The sequence below is a fragment of the Achromobacter sp. D10 genome, assembly GCF_035282245.1.
Lineage (GTDB): Bacteria > Pseudomonadota > Gammaproteobacteria > Burkholderiales > Burkholderiaceae_B > Achromobacter > Achromobacter insolitus.
Window position 1 is genome coordinate 628,345 of the sequence record NZ_JAYJLE010000004.1, and the last position, 14,300, is coordinate 642,644.

Consider the following 14,300-nt stretch of genomic DNA (forward strand, 5'->3'; position numbering starts at 1 on the left):
TTCCTGACGCGGCCTTCGCGCGGTACCGGCGCTGCCCTGCCCTATGCGTGGCCGTAGCCGCCGCCTCCCGGGGTTTCAATGACAAAAATGTCACCCGGATGCAGTTGCGCGCTATCCTGCGGCCCCAGTTCCTGGATGGAACCGTCGGCGCGCTCGATCGAGTTGCGACCCATGGCGCCGGGCTGCCCGCCCGCCAGGCCGAACGGCGCGTACAGGCGGTTGTTCGACAGGATGGCCGCGGTCATGTCCTCCAGGAAGCGGATGCGGCGCACACCGCCGTCACCGCCCGGATAGCGGCCAGCCCCGCCCGAACCCTTGCGAATTTCGTAGGATTCCAGGCGCACAGGGAAACGGAACTCCAGCACTTCAGGGTCCGTCAGCCGCGAGTTGGTCATGTGGGCCTGCACCAGCGACGTGCCCGCGAATCCCTCGTCGTCAGGTCCAGCCGCATCGATGCGCACCGGACCGGCGCCCGTGCCGCCGGAGATCGTCTCGTAATACTGGTGGCGGGCATTGCCGAAGGTGAAGTTGTTCATCGTGCCCTGGCTCGCGGCCAGCACGCCCAGCGCGCCATACAGCGCGTTGACGATGCACATCGACGTCTCCACGTTGCCCGCCACCACCGAGGCCGGAGGATTGGGGCGCAGCATCGAGCCTTCGGGAAGGATGATGGACAGCGGCACGAGGCAGCCGTCGTTCAGCGGGATGTCGTCGTTGACCAGCGTGCGGAACACATACAGCACCGCAGCCACGGCGATGGCGCCCGGTGCGTTGAAGTTGTTGTCTAGCTGGTTGGACGTGCCGGTGAAGTCCACCACGGCGCTACGCGCCTCGGTATCGACCTTGACGGCCACACGGATCACCGCGCCGTTGTCCAGCGGGTACTCGTAGCTGCCGTCCTTCAGCACCGAAATCACGCGGCGCACCGCTTCCTCGGCATTGTCCTGCACGTGTCCCATGTAGGCACGAACCACGTCCAGGCCGAAGTGGTCGCACATGCGCAGCAACTCCTGCACGCCCTTTTCGTTGGCGGCGATCTGCGCGTGCATGTCGGCGATGTTCTGGTCAGGGTTGCGCGCCGGCCAGCGGCCCGAACTCAGGATGCCGCGGGCAGCGGCCTCGCGGAACTCGCCGTCCTTCACCAGCTGGAAGTTGGTGAACAGCACGCCCTCGTCTTCCACCGTCTTTGAATCCGGCGGCATCGACCCCGGCGTGGTGCCGCCGATATCGGCATGGTGGCCGCGAGATCCCACGTAGAACAGGATCTCCTTGCCCTCGCGATCGAACACCGGAGTGATGACGGTGACGTCGGGCAAGTGCGTGCCGCCATGGTAAGGATCGTTCACCACATAGGCGTCGCCTGGCCGCATGTTGCCGGCATTGGCGCGCATGACCGTGCGCACGGATTCGCCCATGGATCCCAGGTGCACCGGCATATGCGGCGCGTTGGCGATCAAGCGCGCCCGGGCATCGAAAATCGCGCAGGAGAAGTCCAGGCGTTCCTTGATGTTGACCGAATAAGCGGTGTTCTGCAGCCGGTAGCCCATCTGCTCGGCAATCGACATGAAGAGGTTGTTGAACACCTCCAGCATGACCGGATCGGCCTGCGTACCGATGGCGCGACGCTCTGGACGGGCTTCGACGCGGCGAATCACGAAGTGGTCCTGCGCCGTCAGTTCCGCCTGCCAACCGGCCTCGACAACCGTGGTCTGGTTGGGCTCGGAAATGATGGCGGGCCCGGCCACCACGTCGCCGCCCGCCATGTCCTCGCGCACATACAACGGGGTATCGCGCCACGCGCCGCCGCTGTACATGCTGACGACGCGGCTGGGGACCAGCGCGCCTGCGCGCGCGCGCGGGGTTGATGCCTCGCTGACACGCTCGCCGCCGCCCGTGGCCTCGACCGAAATGGTTTCCACCACCAGCTCGCGGTTGGGCATCAGGAAGGAATAGCGCTGGCGATAGGCCGCCTCGAAGTCTTTGCGCGCCTGCTCCAGGTCCGTGTAGGCCACTTCCAGCGCAGTGTCGGTGCCGCGGTACTTCAAGTGCAGGCGGCGCTGCACGCTGATGTCGCTTTCGGCCACGTGCTGGCGGCGCAGTTCACCCGCAGCCTGGCCGGCCAACTCGTCGAGTTCGCCTTTCAGCGCCTGCATCAGGTCTGCATCCAGAACCTTCTCGACCGTCTTCTGGCGCATGTCGGTCTGATCTGCCAGGCCCATGCCATAGGCGGACAGCACACCGCCCAGGGGATGCGCGAACACCGTCGTCATGCCCAGCGCGTCGGCGACCAGGCACGCATGCTGGCCGCCCGCGCCGCCGAAGACGGTCAACGCGTACTCGGTCACGTCATGGCCTCGCTGCACAGAGATGCGCTTGATCGCCTCGGCCATATTGCCGACCGCGATTTCGAGGAAACCCTCGGCCAGTTGCTCCGGGCTCATCTCGCGGCCGGTGGCGGCGCGCACTTCGTCCGACATGGCTTTGAAGCGCGCCACGACCGCATCGCGATCCAGGGGCTCATTGGCGTCGGGGCCGAAGACCTTGGGGAAGAAGTCGGGCTGGATCTTGCCCAACAGCACGTTGCAGTCCGTCACCGCCAGCGGGCCGCCGCGGCGATAGCAGGCGGGGCCAGGATTGGCGCCGGCCGAATCCGGCCCCACGCGCAGGCGCGCACCGTCGAAATGCAGGATCGAACCGCCGCCCGCCGCCACCGTATGAATGCTCATCATGGGCGCGCGCATGCGCACGCCCGCGACCTGGGTTTCGAACTCGCGCTCGAATTCACCCGCGTAATGGGACACATCGGTGGAAGTGCCCCCCATGTCGAAGCCAATGACCTTGGGAAAGCCCGCGATCTCGCTGGTGCGCACCATGCCGACGATGCCGCCGGCCGGCCCGGACAGAATGGCGTCCTTCCCGCGGAAGCGGTGCGCGTCCGTCAGGCCGCCGCTGGATTGCATGAACATGAGGCGGATGCCCGGCAGTTCGCCGGCCACCTGATCCACATAGCGCTTCAGGATCGGCGACAGATAAGCATCCACCACCGTGGTGTCGCCACGCGACACGAACTTGATCAGCGGGCTGACCTCGTGCGAGGCCGACACCTGCGGGAAGCCCACTTCACGCGCAATGCGCGCGGCGATGCGCTCGTGCTCGGGCGCGTGCCAGGCGTGCATGAAGACGATGGCCACGGCGCGGATACCGCTGTCGTAGGCCGCCTGCATGGCGGCGCGCAGGGCTTGCTGGTCCAGCTCGCGGATCACGGCGCCGTCGGCCGCCACGCGCTCATCAGCCTCCACCACCGATTCGTAGAGCATCTCCGGCAGCAGGACGTTGCGGTCGAAGAGGCGTGGACGGTTTTGGTAAGCAATGCGCAGGCCGTCTCGAAAACCCCGTGTCGTCACCAGCAAGGTGCGCTCGCCCTTGCGTTCCAGCAAGGCGTTGGTGGCCACCGTGGTGCCCATCTTCACGCATTCGACCTGATCGGCAGGCACGGGCTGGCCGGGCGCGATGCCCAGCAGTTTGCGGATGCCCGCCACCGCCGCGTCGCGATACTGCTCGGGATTTTCCGAAAGCATCTTGGCAGTGGTGGTGGTGCCGTCGGGGCGCCGGGCCACGATGTCGGTAAAGGTGCCCCCACGATCAATCCAGAATTGCCACTTCATAGGTGTCCTTGCAAACAAAGGGTCGCCGCGGCGCCTGCGGCCGCGCGCGGGTAAACGGAATCAGAGAGAGGTCGCCGCGCGAGCGGCCTGGTCGTACAGGCCGGACAGCGCGCGCAGTGTGTGGGCCAATTGGCGGCTGTAGTCCAGCCCGCCCCCACCCGGCGCGTCCAGGCCGGAGGTCAGGCATTGCTCACGGATCTCGGCATAGCGCTTCAGGATGGCCGCGCCTTCCGCCGTGACGCTGTAGAAGACTTCCTTGCTGCTGCGCTCGCCCTTGACCACCCCCAGGCGGTCCAGCTTCTTGAGCGCATAGCTGACGATGTGGGTGTCCTCGACGTTCAGGGTGAAGCAGATGTCCGCGAGCTTCTTTGGCCGCTCGCGGTGATAGACATGATGAAAGACCATCACATCCGTAGGCGTCAGGTCGGGCAGCCCTGCCGCGGCCATGCAGCGCACGGTCCAGCGGTCGAAGGCGTGGCTGGCGATCATCAGGCCGAATTCCACTTCGGAGAGGTCGGGAGCGCTGCCGCCAGCCAGATGGGCTGACGAGGCAATCAAAGCAGGTGTCATGGGAGACGCTAGCCGAGTTTATGTGAGCGAAATACTAATAATTTATCTATATTTCATCAATAAAAAATACGGTAGCGGCGGCCGGAATCCCCTCTTTCGAGGGAATACCCCTATAAGACTGCAAGAAAAAGGACGGCTACGGCGCCGACCAGCCCATGGGCAGATTGGCCCGGATCAATGAGCCGGCGATGGAAATCCGCGGCGCGATGTCTGGCATCGCGTCACCCGGACCGAACCAGCGCGCATCGGCGATCTCGTCCTCCTGGACACGGATGTCGCCGGACACGTAGTCCGCCGTGAACGCCACCATGAGTGAGTGCGGAAATGGCCAGGATTGGCTGCCGAAGTACTGGAGGTTGCCGACCTTCAGGCCGACTTCCTCGTGGACTTCGCGGTGGATGGTCTGCTCGATGCTTTCCCCGGGCTCGACGAACCCGGCAAGCGCGGTATAGCGCGACGTAGCGGTGGTGGTGTGGCGCGCCAGCAGGATGCTGTCGCCCTTGCGGATCAGCACCATCATGGCGGGCGATATGCGGGGATAGGCCGAGAAACCGCAAGACGGGCAGCGCAGGCAGAACTCGGTGGGCACGCGTTCCGACGGCGTGCCGCAGACGCCACAGAACCTGTGCGTGCGCGCCCATTCGGCGATCTGGTAGGCGCGGCCCGCCAGCGCCATGCGCTCGTCGTCGAGTACGCCGAACAACGAACGCAGCTTCCGGAATGCATAGCCTTGCGGGGGCTCCACGCCGGGCTCGACGTGCACGGTGCGGTACGGCGAACCGGGCAACGTCCAGATCGGCTGCAAAGCCGCGGCCGCCACTCCTATCCGCACGCATACGGCGGTGTCCGGCAATACGGCGGACGTCTCTTCAACCAGCAATTCATCACGACGGAAAACGAAGTTCACACACGCCTCGGCACCATGCTTTCGATATCGCAATGTTAGAAGAAAACGGCGGCGCGCAGGCGCCGCCCACGTCGCATTGCGCAAAGATTGAACCCTCAAGCATCCCGGCGGGCGCAGCGCTTAGGAATAACCCGTAAAGAGGCGATTTCACGCGCCTCGTCGCCGCAGAGCAACATAGAATGGCACGGTTTTTCAGCTGCGCGTCATTGCCGCAGCGCTCTCTTTTTCGCAATGCCTATCGGGCACAACCCGGCTTCACCATTCGCAAAGAAGGACCACCCATGCACAAGAAAATCTCCCTGCTCGCCGGCAGCATCGTCCTGGCGTTCAGCGCGGGCGCGCAAGCGCAAACGAAATGGGATCTGCCCACCGCCTACCCGGCCAGCAACTTCCACGTCGAAAACCTGACCACCTTCGTCAAGGACGTGGACACGCTGTCGGAAGGCAAGCTGAAGATCACGCTGCACAACAACGCGTCGCTCTACAAGGCGCCCGAGATCAAGCGCGCGGTGCAAGGCAACCAGGCGCAGATCGGTGAAATCCTGCTGACGAACTTCGCCAACGAAGATCCGATCTACGAACTGGACGGCCTGCCCTTCCTGGCCACCGGCTATGACGCGTCCTTCAAGCTCTATCAGGCGCAGAAGCCCTTCCTTGAGAAGAAGCTGAACGCGCACGGCATGACCCTGCTGTATGCCGTGGCCTGGCCGCCCCAGGGCATCTTCGCCAACAAGGAGATCAAGCAGATCACCGACATGAAGGGCCTGAAGTGGCGCGCCTACAGCCCGGTGACGGCCAAGATCGCCGAACTGGTCGGCGCGCAACCGGTCACGGTGCAGCAAGCCGAACTGGCGCAGGCCATGGCTACCGGGGTGATCGATTCTTATATGTCCTCGGCGTCCACGGGCTACGACACCAAGACCTACGAGTACATCAAGAAGTTCTACGACACGCAGGCCTGGCTGCCGAAGAACGCCATCATCGTCAACAAGAAGGCATTCGACGCGCTCGACCCCGCCACGCAGGCCGCCCTGAAGAAGGCCGGCGCGCAGGCCGAGGAACGCGGCTGGAAGCTGTCGCAGGAAAAGAACAAGTGGTACCAGGCCGAGCTGGCCAAGAACGGCATGGAAACCATTCAGCCCACGGTCGAGCTGAAGGAAGGCCTGTCCGTGATCGGCAAGCGCATGCTGGACGACTGGCTCAAGAAGGCCGGCGCCGACGGCCAAGCGATGATCGACGCCTACAAGAAGCAGTGATATCCCCATGCGCCGCTTTCTAGATGGTCTTTACGGCGCGGCCGGCCTCCTGGCCGGCCTGTGCACGATCGGCGTCCTGGTGTCGGTGCTGGCGGCGATCATCGCGCGCCAGCTCAGCATGAACATACCCGGCACGGACGCCTATGCCGGGTATTTCATGGCCGCCGCCGGTTTTCTCGCCCTTGCCAGCACCTTCAAGCACGGCGAACACATCCGCGTGACGCTGCTGCTCAATTCGCTCAAGCCCGCCGCGGGTCGCAAGCTGGATATCTTCGCCCTGGCGGTCGGCTGCCTGCTGGCCTCCGCTTTTGCGTTCTTCAGCATCAAACTGACCTACGACTCCTGGCAATTCAACGACATCTCCACTTCCAACGACGCCACGCCGCTCTGGATTCCCCAGCTCAGCATGGCCGTGGGCACGGTGCTGTTCCTGGTTGCCCTGATCGACGAGCTCATCCGACGCTCACGCGGCCTGGCCGCCGCCACTTCGCAGCAAACCCATGAATGAACTTCTCGTCATTACCTTATTGGTCGTCTCGATCTTCGCGCTGCTGGGTTGCGGCGTCTGGGTTGGCCTGACCCTGGCGGGAACCGCCTGGATCGGCATGGAAATCTTCTCCAGCCGGCCCGCGGGCGACGCCATGGCAGTCACCATCTGGGGCGCGTCCTCCAGCTGGACGCTGACCGCCCTGCCGCTCTTCCTGTGGATGGGCGAAATCCTGTTCCGCACGCGTTTGTCGGAAGACCTGTTCAAAGGGCTCGCTCCCTGGCTCAATCGCCTTCCGGGACGGTTGCTGCACACCAACGTGATCGGTTGCGCCATCTTCGCGGCGGTCTCTGGCTCCTCCGCGGCGACCTGCGCCACGGTGGGCAAGATGACCATCCCCGAACTGACGCGCCGCGGCTATCCCGAAGACAAGATCCTGGGCACGCTATCGGGCGCCGGCACGCTGGGCCTGCTGATACCGCCGTCCATCATCATGATCGTGTATGGCGTGGCAGCGGATGTGTCCATCGCCAAGCTTTTCATCGCCGGCATCGTGCCGGGCATCCTGCTGGCCCTGCTGTTCATGGGCTATATCGCGTGGTGGGCAATCCGTAACCCCGGCCAGGTGCCGGCGGCCGACCCTGGCCTGTCGCTGATGGAAAAGCTGTCGCGCTCGCGCCATCTGATCCCGGTGATGCTGCTGATCGGCGCGGTGCTGGGCTCCATCTACACCGGTATCGCCACCGCGACGGAAGCCGCGGCGGTGGGCGTTGTGGGCGCCTTGATCCTGTCGGCGCTGCAAGGGTCGCTGAACCGCTCCACCTTCATGCAGTCGCTGCTGGGCGCCACCCGGCTGTACTGCATGATCGCGCTGATCCTGGCGGGCGCGCAGTTCCTGACCCTGGCGATGGGTTATATCGGCCTGCCGCGGGCGCTGGCGGAATGGATTGGCGGCCTCGGCCTGTCGCAGTTCGGGCTGATCATGGCGCTGATGGTGTTCTTCATCGTCCTGGGCTGCTTCCTGGATGGCATTTCGATCGTCGTGCTGACCATGGGCGTGCTGCTGCCCACGGTGCAAGCTGCCGGCATCGACCTGATCTGGTTCGGCATCTTTATTGTGTTCGTTGTTGAAATGGCACAAATCACGCCCCCGGTCGGGTTCAACCTGTTCGTGCTGTCCGGCATGAGCGGACGGGAACTGCCCTACATCGCGCGCGCTTCGCTGCCGATGTTCTTTCTCATGATCCTGGCCGTGCTGCTGCTGTATGCCGTGCCTGGCATAGCGACGTGGCTACCGCTGCACATGACGCTGTAGCTCGGCGCCTGACCCAAAACCCCGTTCCTGTAACGGGGTTTTTTTCGCCCTGGCGCATGCTTCACACGGGCGCCTCCTGTTTTGCCGTCCTGTAAACCAGGGAAAACGCCACAAAACTGCGGGTGTCGCTTGGGTCCCATCTTTTCTAGAATTCCGAGGCGCCGATACGTTGCAACATTACGGCGTATATGTGCATATGCGGCCGTCGCCCGGACCCGCGCTTACCCAAAGCGTCGGAGCGATGGCCCGGCGCCTGACGATCCGCCAGGCGTATCCAGCCGGGCCAAAAGCCCGGCGCCACTAAAAATAGCTTTACCAGGAGGAGCCCCCGCATGAAACGCATCACCCTTACCCTGGCCCTGGCAGGCCTGGGCATGACCGCCGGCACGGCCCAGGCAGAAACCAGCGTCACCCTTTACGGCATCGCCGACGTCAGCATCCGCTACCTCAGCACCAGCGCGGGCAGCGTCGGAGAAGACGGCAGCCGCGTGTCCATGGAGAACGGCGCCATTTCCAACAGCCGCTGGGGCCTGCGCGGCTCGGAAGATCTCGGCAACGGCAACCGCGCCTTCTTCCGCCTTGAAAACGGCTTCAACATGCAGAACGGCCGGGGCTCGGATCCGGCCAAGACCTTCAGCCGCCTGGCCTACATCGGCCTGGACGGCGGCAACATCGGCGCGCTGACCCTCGGCCTGCAAAATACCCCGATGTTCGACCTGCTGGCCGATTACTTCGACCCCCTGACCGTGGGCAACTACGACCAGAACGCCTGGCTGCCCGCCGCCATGTCGCGCGTGCGCACCAACAACATGACCAAGTACTCCAACACCATTGGGGACCTGGCTTTCGTGCTGTCGTGGGCCAATGGCGAAGACTGGAGCGACCATAAGGCCGGCCAGCAGTACGGAGCCAGCCTGCGCTACACCGTCGGCCAACTCGGCCTGGGCGCGGCCTATCAGCAGACCTACGAGGGCACGGATTCCGATCTGCGCCAGCGCGTCTGGAACCTGAACGCTTCCTATCAATTCGAAGGCGCAAAGGTGTTCGCCGGCTATTACAACGGCCGCGATGAAACCGGCTGGGTCAATGCCGTCATGGGCGGCACGCCCAACCCTGGCCTGGATCGCAAGGACAACGGCTACTTTGCCGGCGTTACCTGGCAAGCCACGCCGCGCTGGGCCATTACGGGCGCCGCCTACTACGACCAGAGCAAGAACGTGGTCGAAGACGGCGACAAGGGCAAGCGCTACGCGCTGGTCGCCGTGGCCGAGTACTCGCTGTCCAAGCGCTCGCAGGTTTACGGCACCGTGGACTGGAACAAAGTCAGCGACGCCGCCAGCGGCGAAATCGCCGGCAAGAGCAATCAGCTCGGCGCCGCAGTGGGCTTCCGCCACATCTTCTGATGACCCCGCCGTGCCGGACGTGCTTCGCGTCCGGCACGGCGTATCCTCACATACCCAGGTAGGCCTTGCGCACCTCGTCCGAGGCGGCCAGTTCCGCGGCTTCTCCCGACAGCGCCACCCTGCCGCTTTGCATCACATAAGCGCGCGCCGCGACCTCCAGCGCCTGCGCCATATTCTGCTCCACCAGCAAGACCGACAGGCCATCGTCGCGATTCAACGCCGCCAAGGCATCGAAAACCTGCTCCACCAGCAAAGGCGACAGGCCCAGGCTGGGCTCGTCGATCAGCAGCAGACGAGGTCCGCTCATCAGCGCCCGGCCGATGGCCAGCATCTGACGCTCGCCGCCGGACATCGTGCCTGCCAGTTGCGCACGACGTTCCTTCAGACGCGGGAACAAGGTATATACGCGCTCCAGGCGTTCGCCGTAGACACGCTCGTCGCGCACGGTGTAGGCGCCCAGCCGCAGGTTCTGCTCCACCGGTTGACGGGCGAACACCCGGGCGCCTTCCGGAATCATGGAGATGCCCTGGGTCACAAGCTTGTCCGGCGGCGTGCCAGTAATGTCCCGGCCTTCAAACACCACCCGTCCCCCCTTGGGCTTGACCGACCCCACGATGGCCATCAAGGTGCTGGACTTGCCAGCGCCATTGGCGCCTAGCAAGGCCGCGATTTCGCCCGGCCTGACTTCCAGCGATACGCCCCGCACCGCCTGCACGCCTCCATAGGCCACGCTCAGCTCTTCCACTTTCAGCATCGCATCAGGCACGGTGTTTTCTCCCCAGATAGGCTTCGATCACGGCGGGATCGCGCACGATCTCCTGCGGCGCGCCCTCCGCGATCATCTGGCCGAAATTCAGCACCAATACCCGCTGCGCCAACCGCATGACCACCTCCAGCACGTGCTCCACGATGATGAGCGTGACGCCAGACGCATGGATGCCCCGCAGGATTTCGGCCAGGGCAATGGCCTCGGCGGGGTTCAGCCCGCCCGCCACTTCGTCCAGCAGCAGCATGCGCGGTTCGGTCGCCAGCGCCCGGGCCAGCTCGACCCGCTTCTGTCCGGCCACATTGAGTTCGGCCGCCCTCACGTCCGCGCGTTCGGCCAGTCCCACGAGTTCCAACACCCGCGCAGACTCCCGGCGCGCGTCCTGAAGGCGCGGATGGCGCAGCAGCGCGCCGACCATGGCGTTCTCCAGCACCGTCATCTGGCCGAAGCTGCGCGGGATCTGATAGGTGCGCACCAAGCCCATGGCGGCAACTTGCTCGGGCCTGCGCCCTATCATGGATTGGCCGTCGAAGGTCACGGATCCGGAGGTGGGCTCATGATGGCCCACCAGGCCGTTGAACAAGGTGCTCTTGCCCGCGCCATTGGGACCGATGATGGCGACGATTTCGCCCGCTTCGACCGACAGGGAGATATCCTTGTTTGCCACCAGGCCGCCAAATTGCTTGGTCAGGTTTTTAACGTCCAGCAGAGCCACGGCGCCTCCTCAATGTCACCAGCCCACCCGGCAGGAACAGCGTGACCAGCAGGATGGCCAGGCCGAAGACCAGCAGGTCCAGGCCCATGCCCGAACTGCCCCACAACACACGCGTGCCCTCGGACAGCGGCAGCAGCACCGCCGCGCCCAGCCACGGGCCGATCAGCGTGCCCACGCCGCCCAGGATGGTCACCAGCACGACTTGCACCGACATCGTCAGGTTGAACATGGACTCCGGATCGATGAAACCGACATACATGGCGAAGAAACCGCCCCACACCCCCGTCATGCCCGCCGACATCACGAACGCCAGCATCTTGTAGCGGTCCGCGGGTACCCCCAGGCTGCGCGAAGCCGCCTCGTCGCCGTTGATCGCACGCCAGTAGAAGCCGGTCTTGGAATGCACCAGGAAGAACGTTGCGCAAAAGGTCAGGAAGGCCAGGCCCACGGCGATCCAGTAGTAAGGCACCTTGCTGCGGAACAGCAGCATCCAGGCGGCATCGCCAATCGGTGCCTCCAGCCCGACCGCGCCGCCCGCCCATTCCCAGTTGATCATCAGCAAGAGGCCGATCTGCAGCAGCGCAATGGTGGCCATCGCGAAATAATGGCCGGAGAGCCGCAGCGTGGGGCCGCCGACCAGCCATGCCAGCCCGGCGCTGATCAGCCCGCCCAGCGGAATACCCAGAAGCGGCGTGAGCTTCAGATGATGCAGCAACAGCAGGGTCGTATAGCCCCCTACCCCCACGAACACGCTGTGCCCGAAGGAGATCCGCCCCAGGAAGCCGCCGACAAGGTTCCAGCACGCGCCCAGCGCGCCGAACATGATCGCCAGCAACAGCACCTGCAAGGTGAATGCGTCCTTCACCACCAGCGGCACCAGGGCCATCAGGATGGCGGCCACCGCTGCCGCCGCGACCGGCCACTTAGGCACGCCGGCCGATGCGGCGTCGAGTTTGCGAGTCGTGTTCATCTCACCACCGCCCGAACAGGCCACGCGGCCGATACCAGAGAACCAGGATGAACAGGATGAAAACGCTCACCGTCTTCAATGCCGGCGCAACGAAGTAGCCCGTCATCGCCTCGATGATGCCAATCAGGATCCCCGCGATGAAGGCGCCTGGCAAGGAACCGAAGCCGCCCATGCATACCGCCACGAAAGCCAATAGGCCGAACACCGTTCCCACCGACGGGAACACATAGAAAAACGTGGTGAGCAAGGCTCCGGCCAATCCCACCGCCGCGCTGCCCAGCATCCAGACCTGCGCATTCACACGGTCGGGCGAAATACCTACCAGTGCCGCCACCTGGCGGTCTTCCGCCACGGCCTGCAGGGCGTGGCCCCAGCGGGTGCGATACACCAGCACGAATAGCGCCACCACGACCACCAGCGCGATCAGGCCGGTCACCACCTGGGGCCTGCCCAGCGAAATACCGGCCAAGGTAACGCTGCCTGACACCAGGGTGTCGGGCAGGCTGCGGTAGTCGGGGCTGAAGGCGATGAAGGCGATCTGGCGCAGCACCAGGCCCAGGCCGAAGGTGGCCAGGATGACCGCCATGGCCGGCCCTTTCTGCAAGCGGCGGATAATGAGCGCGTAGGTAAGAAAGCCGACGAAGGCGAGCGCGACGGCCACCAGCGGCGCCGACAACGTGGGGTCGATATGACCCAGCGTGTAGAGCCAGTACGCGGCATACATGCCCAGCATCAGGAATTCGCCATGGGCGAAATTGATGACGTCCGTAATGCCCCAGATCAGCGCCAGCCCCACCGCTACCGCGGCATAGATCAGGCCGTTGAACAGGCCTGCCGAGAGTGCTTCAAACATGGAATGCTCCTCGCGGCGGACCCCGCGGCCCGCCGCGTCAGACTGGGGTTACTTCCAGGTGAATGGCAGCGTGGGCAGGCTCTTGTCAGCGCGGTACTTCTCTGGCCACACCGTCTGGTAGGCTGAGCCTTTCAGTTCCAGGATCAGGCCGGAACCCTTGGTGTTCTGGCCTTTGGCGTCGAACTGCACGCCGGCCCAGGGCATGGCGACCTGCGCTTCGCCCAGGTCCGTTGCGACCAGCGCCTTGCGGATGGCCTCGGGGTCGGTCGATCCGGCGCGATTGATCGCGTCGGCCAGTACGAGCACCCCTTGCATGGAGCGGGCGTTGTTGCCGTTCAGGTCCTTGCCGGTCTTGGCTTTGTACATGTCGTTGATTTTCTTCAGCCCGGCCTTGGACGCCGCGACGTCATTGCCCCAGACGTCGCGCGTCAGCACGCCCTGGACCTGCGGCCCCACCTCCTGCACAAAGCGTGAATCGATGAAGCCGGCATCGTTGGCCAGCAGTACCGGCGGAGCGTACTTGCTTTCCCGCATGGTGCGCACGAACAGCATGGCGTCCGAGGTATAGCTGGCGAAGATCGCCACGTCGGGCTTGGCGGCGGCCAGCTTCTGCACTTCCGCGGTGACCGAGGCCGAGCCGGCGCTGTAGGCGATGTTCGCGACCAGCTGGCGCTTGTACTGCTTGGCGAACTTCTCGACGGCCTTGTACGTGTTCACGCCGAAGTCCGTGTTCTCGTACACAACGGCAATCTTGGCGGTCGGCACGGCCTTCACGCCGTCCAGGAACTGCATCATGTTCTCGACAAAGGTATCGTCGTTGGGCGAAGTACGGAAGAACCACTTGTAGCCGCGTTCGGTCAGGTCCGGGCTGCTGGATTCGCCGTTCACGTAGGGAATTCCGCGTTGCTCGGCAATGCGACTGGCGGTCTTGGTCACGGCCGACTGATAGGCGCCGGTCAGGGCGACCACCTTTTCCTGGTCGATCAGGCGCTGGGCGTCCGCCAGGCCCACCTCGGGCTTGCCCTGCGAATCGCCGAACACCACTTCGATCTTGGCGCCACCCAGCGCCGGCAAGCCACTGCCCGCGGCCAGCGGTATGCCTTCGAGTTCGGGATGCGGATTGTTGATGATGTCGACCGCCAGCTCAACGGCCGCCTTGATTTCCGACCCGGTGGACGCCAAGGCGCCCGACAAGGGATAGATCGCGCCTATGCGCACGGCCTGTTGGGCTTGCGCAGGCACGGCGCTCATGAGCGCCAGACTCGCGGCGACACCCGCGATGAGCTTCATCTTCATAACTGGACTCCTGGGTTGAACAGGCTAGGTGTGAAAACAATGCAGCACGAAACCCTCCGGCAAGCCGGACGGCCCCAGATTCAAAGCGGTTGTCGCC

12 protein-coding genes are annotated in these 14,300 nt (G+C 64.5%); 4 read left to right on the forward strand and 8 right to left on the reverse strand.

Features of this window, described 5'->3' with window-relative positions; genetic code table 11:
• Positions 1 to 41 precede the first annotated feature (41 nt).
• From VCS63_RS15150 to nudC, 3 genes are all read right to left on the reverse strand, one after another.
• Positions 42 to 3,665 (reverse strand): hydantoinase B/oxoprolinase family protein, encoded by a 3,624-nt coding sequence (locus VCS63_RS15150; RefSeq protein WP_063640520.1) that lies wholly within the window; start codon positions 3,663 to 3,665, stop codon positions 42 to 44.
• Between the two features lie 60 nt (positions 3,666 to 3,725).
• Positions 3,726 to 4,235, reverse strand: a complete 510-nt coding sequence (locus VCS63_RS15155) for a winged helix DNA-binding protein (protein ID WP_042793695.1) — start codon at positions 4,233 to 4,235, stop codon at positions 3,726 to 3,728.
• Positions 4,236 to 4,371: 136 nt separating this feature from the next.
• Positions 4,372 to 5,142 (reverse strand): NAD(+) diphosphatase, encoded by a 771-nt coding sequence (gene nudC / locus VCS63_RS15160; protein ID WP_042793696.1) that lies wholly within the window; start codon positions 5,140 to 5,142, stop codon positions 4,372 to 4,374.
• A 281-nt stretch (positions 5,143 to 5,423) separates the two neighbouring features.
• Here nudC and VCS63_RS15165 point away from each other — a divergent pair, with 281 nt between their 5' ends.
• From VCS63_RS15165 to VCS63_RS15180, 4 genes are all read left to right on the forward strand, one after another.
• Positions 5,424 to 6,398 (forward strand): TRAP transporter substrate-binding protein, encoded by a 975-nt coding sequence (locus tag VCS63_RS15165; protein WP_042793697.1) that lies wholly within the window; start codon positions 5,424 to 5,426, stop codon positions 6,396 to 6,398.
• A 7-nt stretch (positions 6,399 to 6,405) separates the two neighbouring features.
• Positions 6,406 to 6,906, forward strand: a complete 501-nt coding sequence (locus VCS63_RS15170) for a TRAP transporter small permease (RefSeq protein WP_042793698.1) — start codon at positions 6,406 to 6,408, stop codon at positions 6,904 to 6,906.
• Complete coding sequence (locus VCS63_RS15175) at positions 6,899 to 8,200, forward strand: TRAP transporter large permease (RefSeq protein ID WP_063640519.1); 1,302 nt, start codon at positions 6,899 to 6,901, stop codon at positions 8,198 to 8,200. The genes VCS63_RS15170 and VCS63_RS15175 overlap by 8 nt, the downstream gene beginning before the upstream one ends.
• Before the next feature lie 332 nt (positions 8,201 to 8,532).
• Entirely contained in the window at positions 8,533 to 9,603 is a 1,071-nt protein-coding gene (locus VCS63_RS15180) for a porin (protein ID WP_042793699.1), read from the forward strand.
• Between the two features lie 46 nt (positions 9,604 to 9,649).
• On the opposite strand, the gene VCS63_RS15185 is transcribed toward VCS63_RS15180, so the two are convergent.
• Genes VCS63_RS15185 through VCS63_RS15205 form a run of 5 tightly spaced genes read right to left on the reverse strand, consistent with a single transcriptional unit; the run spans position 9,650 to position 14,203 of the window.
• Positions 9,650 to 10,357: an ABC transporter ATP-binding protein gene (locus VCS63_RS15185; RefSeq protein ID WP_063640518.1), complete on the reverse strand. Its 708-nt coding sequence runs from the start codon at positions 10,355 to 10,357 to the stop codon at positions 9,650 to 9,652.
• A 4-nt stretch (positions 10,358 to 10,361) separates the two neighbouring features.
• Positions 10,362 to 11,084: an ABC transporter ATP-binding protein gene (locus VCS63_RS15190; RefSeq protein WP_042793701.1), complete on the reverse strand. Its 723-nt coding sequence runs from the start codon at positions 11,082 to 11,084 to the stop codon at positions 10,362 to 10,364.
• Entirely contained in the window at positions 11,065 to 12,054 is a 990-nt protein-coding gene (locus tag VCS63_RS15195; protein WP_042793702.1) for a branched-chain amino acid ABC transporter permease, read from the reverse strand. The genes VCS63_RS15190 and VCS63_RS15195 overlap by 20 nt, the downstream gene beginning before the upstream one ends.
• A gap of 1 nt (position 12,055) precedes the next feature.
• Positions 12,056 to 12,907 (reverse strand): branched-chain amino acid ABC transporter permease, encoded by an 852-nt coding sequence (locus VCS63_RS15200; RefSeq protein WP_042793703.1) that lies wholly within the window; start codon positions 12,905 to 12,907, stop codon positions 12,056 to 12,058.
• A gap of 48 nt (positions 12,908 to 12,955) precedes the next feature.
• Positions 12,956 to 14,203 carry an ABC transporter substrate-binding protein gene (locus VCS63_RS15205; RefSeq protein ID WP_063640517.1) on the reverse strand — a complete coding sequence of 416 codons (1,248 nt, stop codon included), beginning with the start codon at positions 14,201 to 14,203 and terminating at the stop codon, positions 12,956 to 12,958.
• Positions 14,204 to 14,300: the final 97 nt, after the last annotated feature.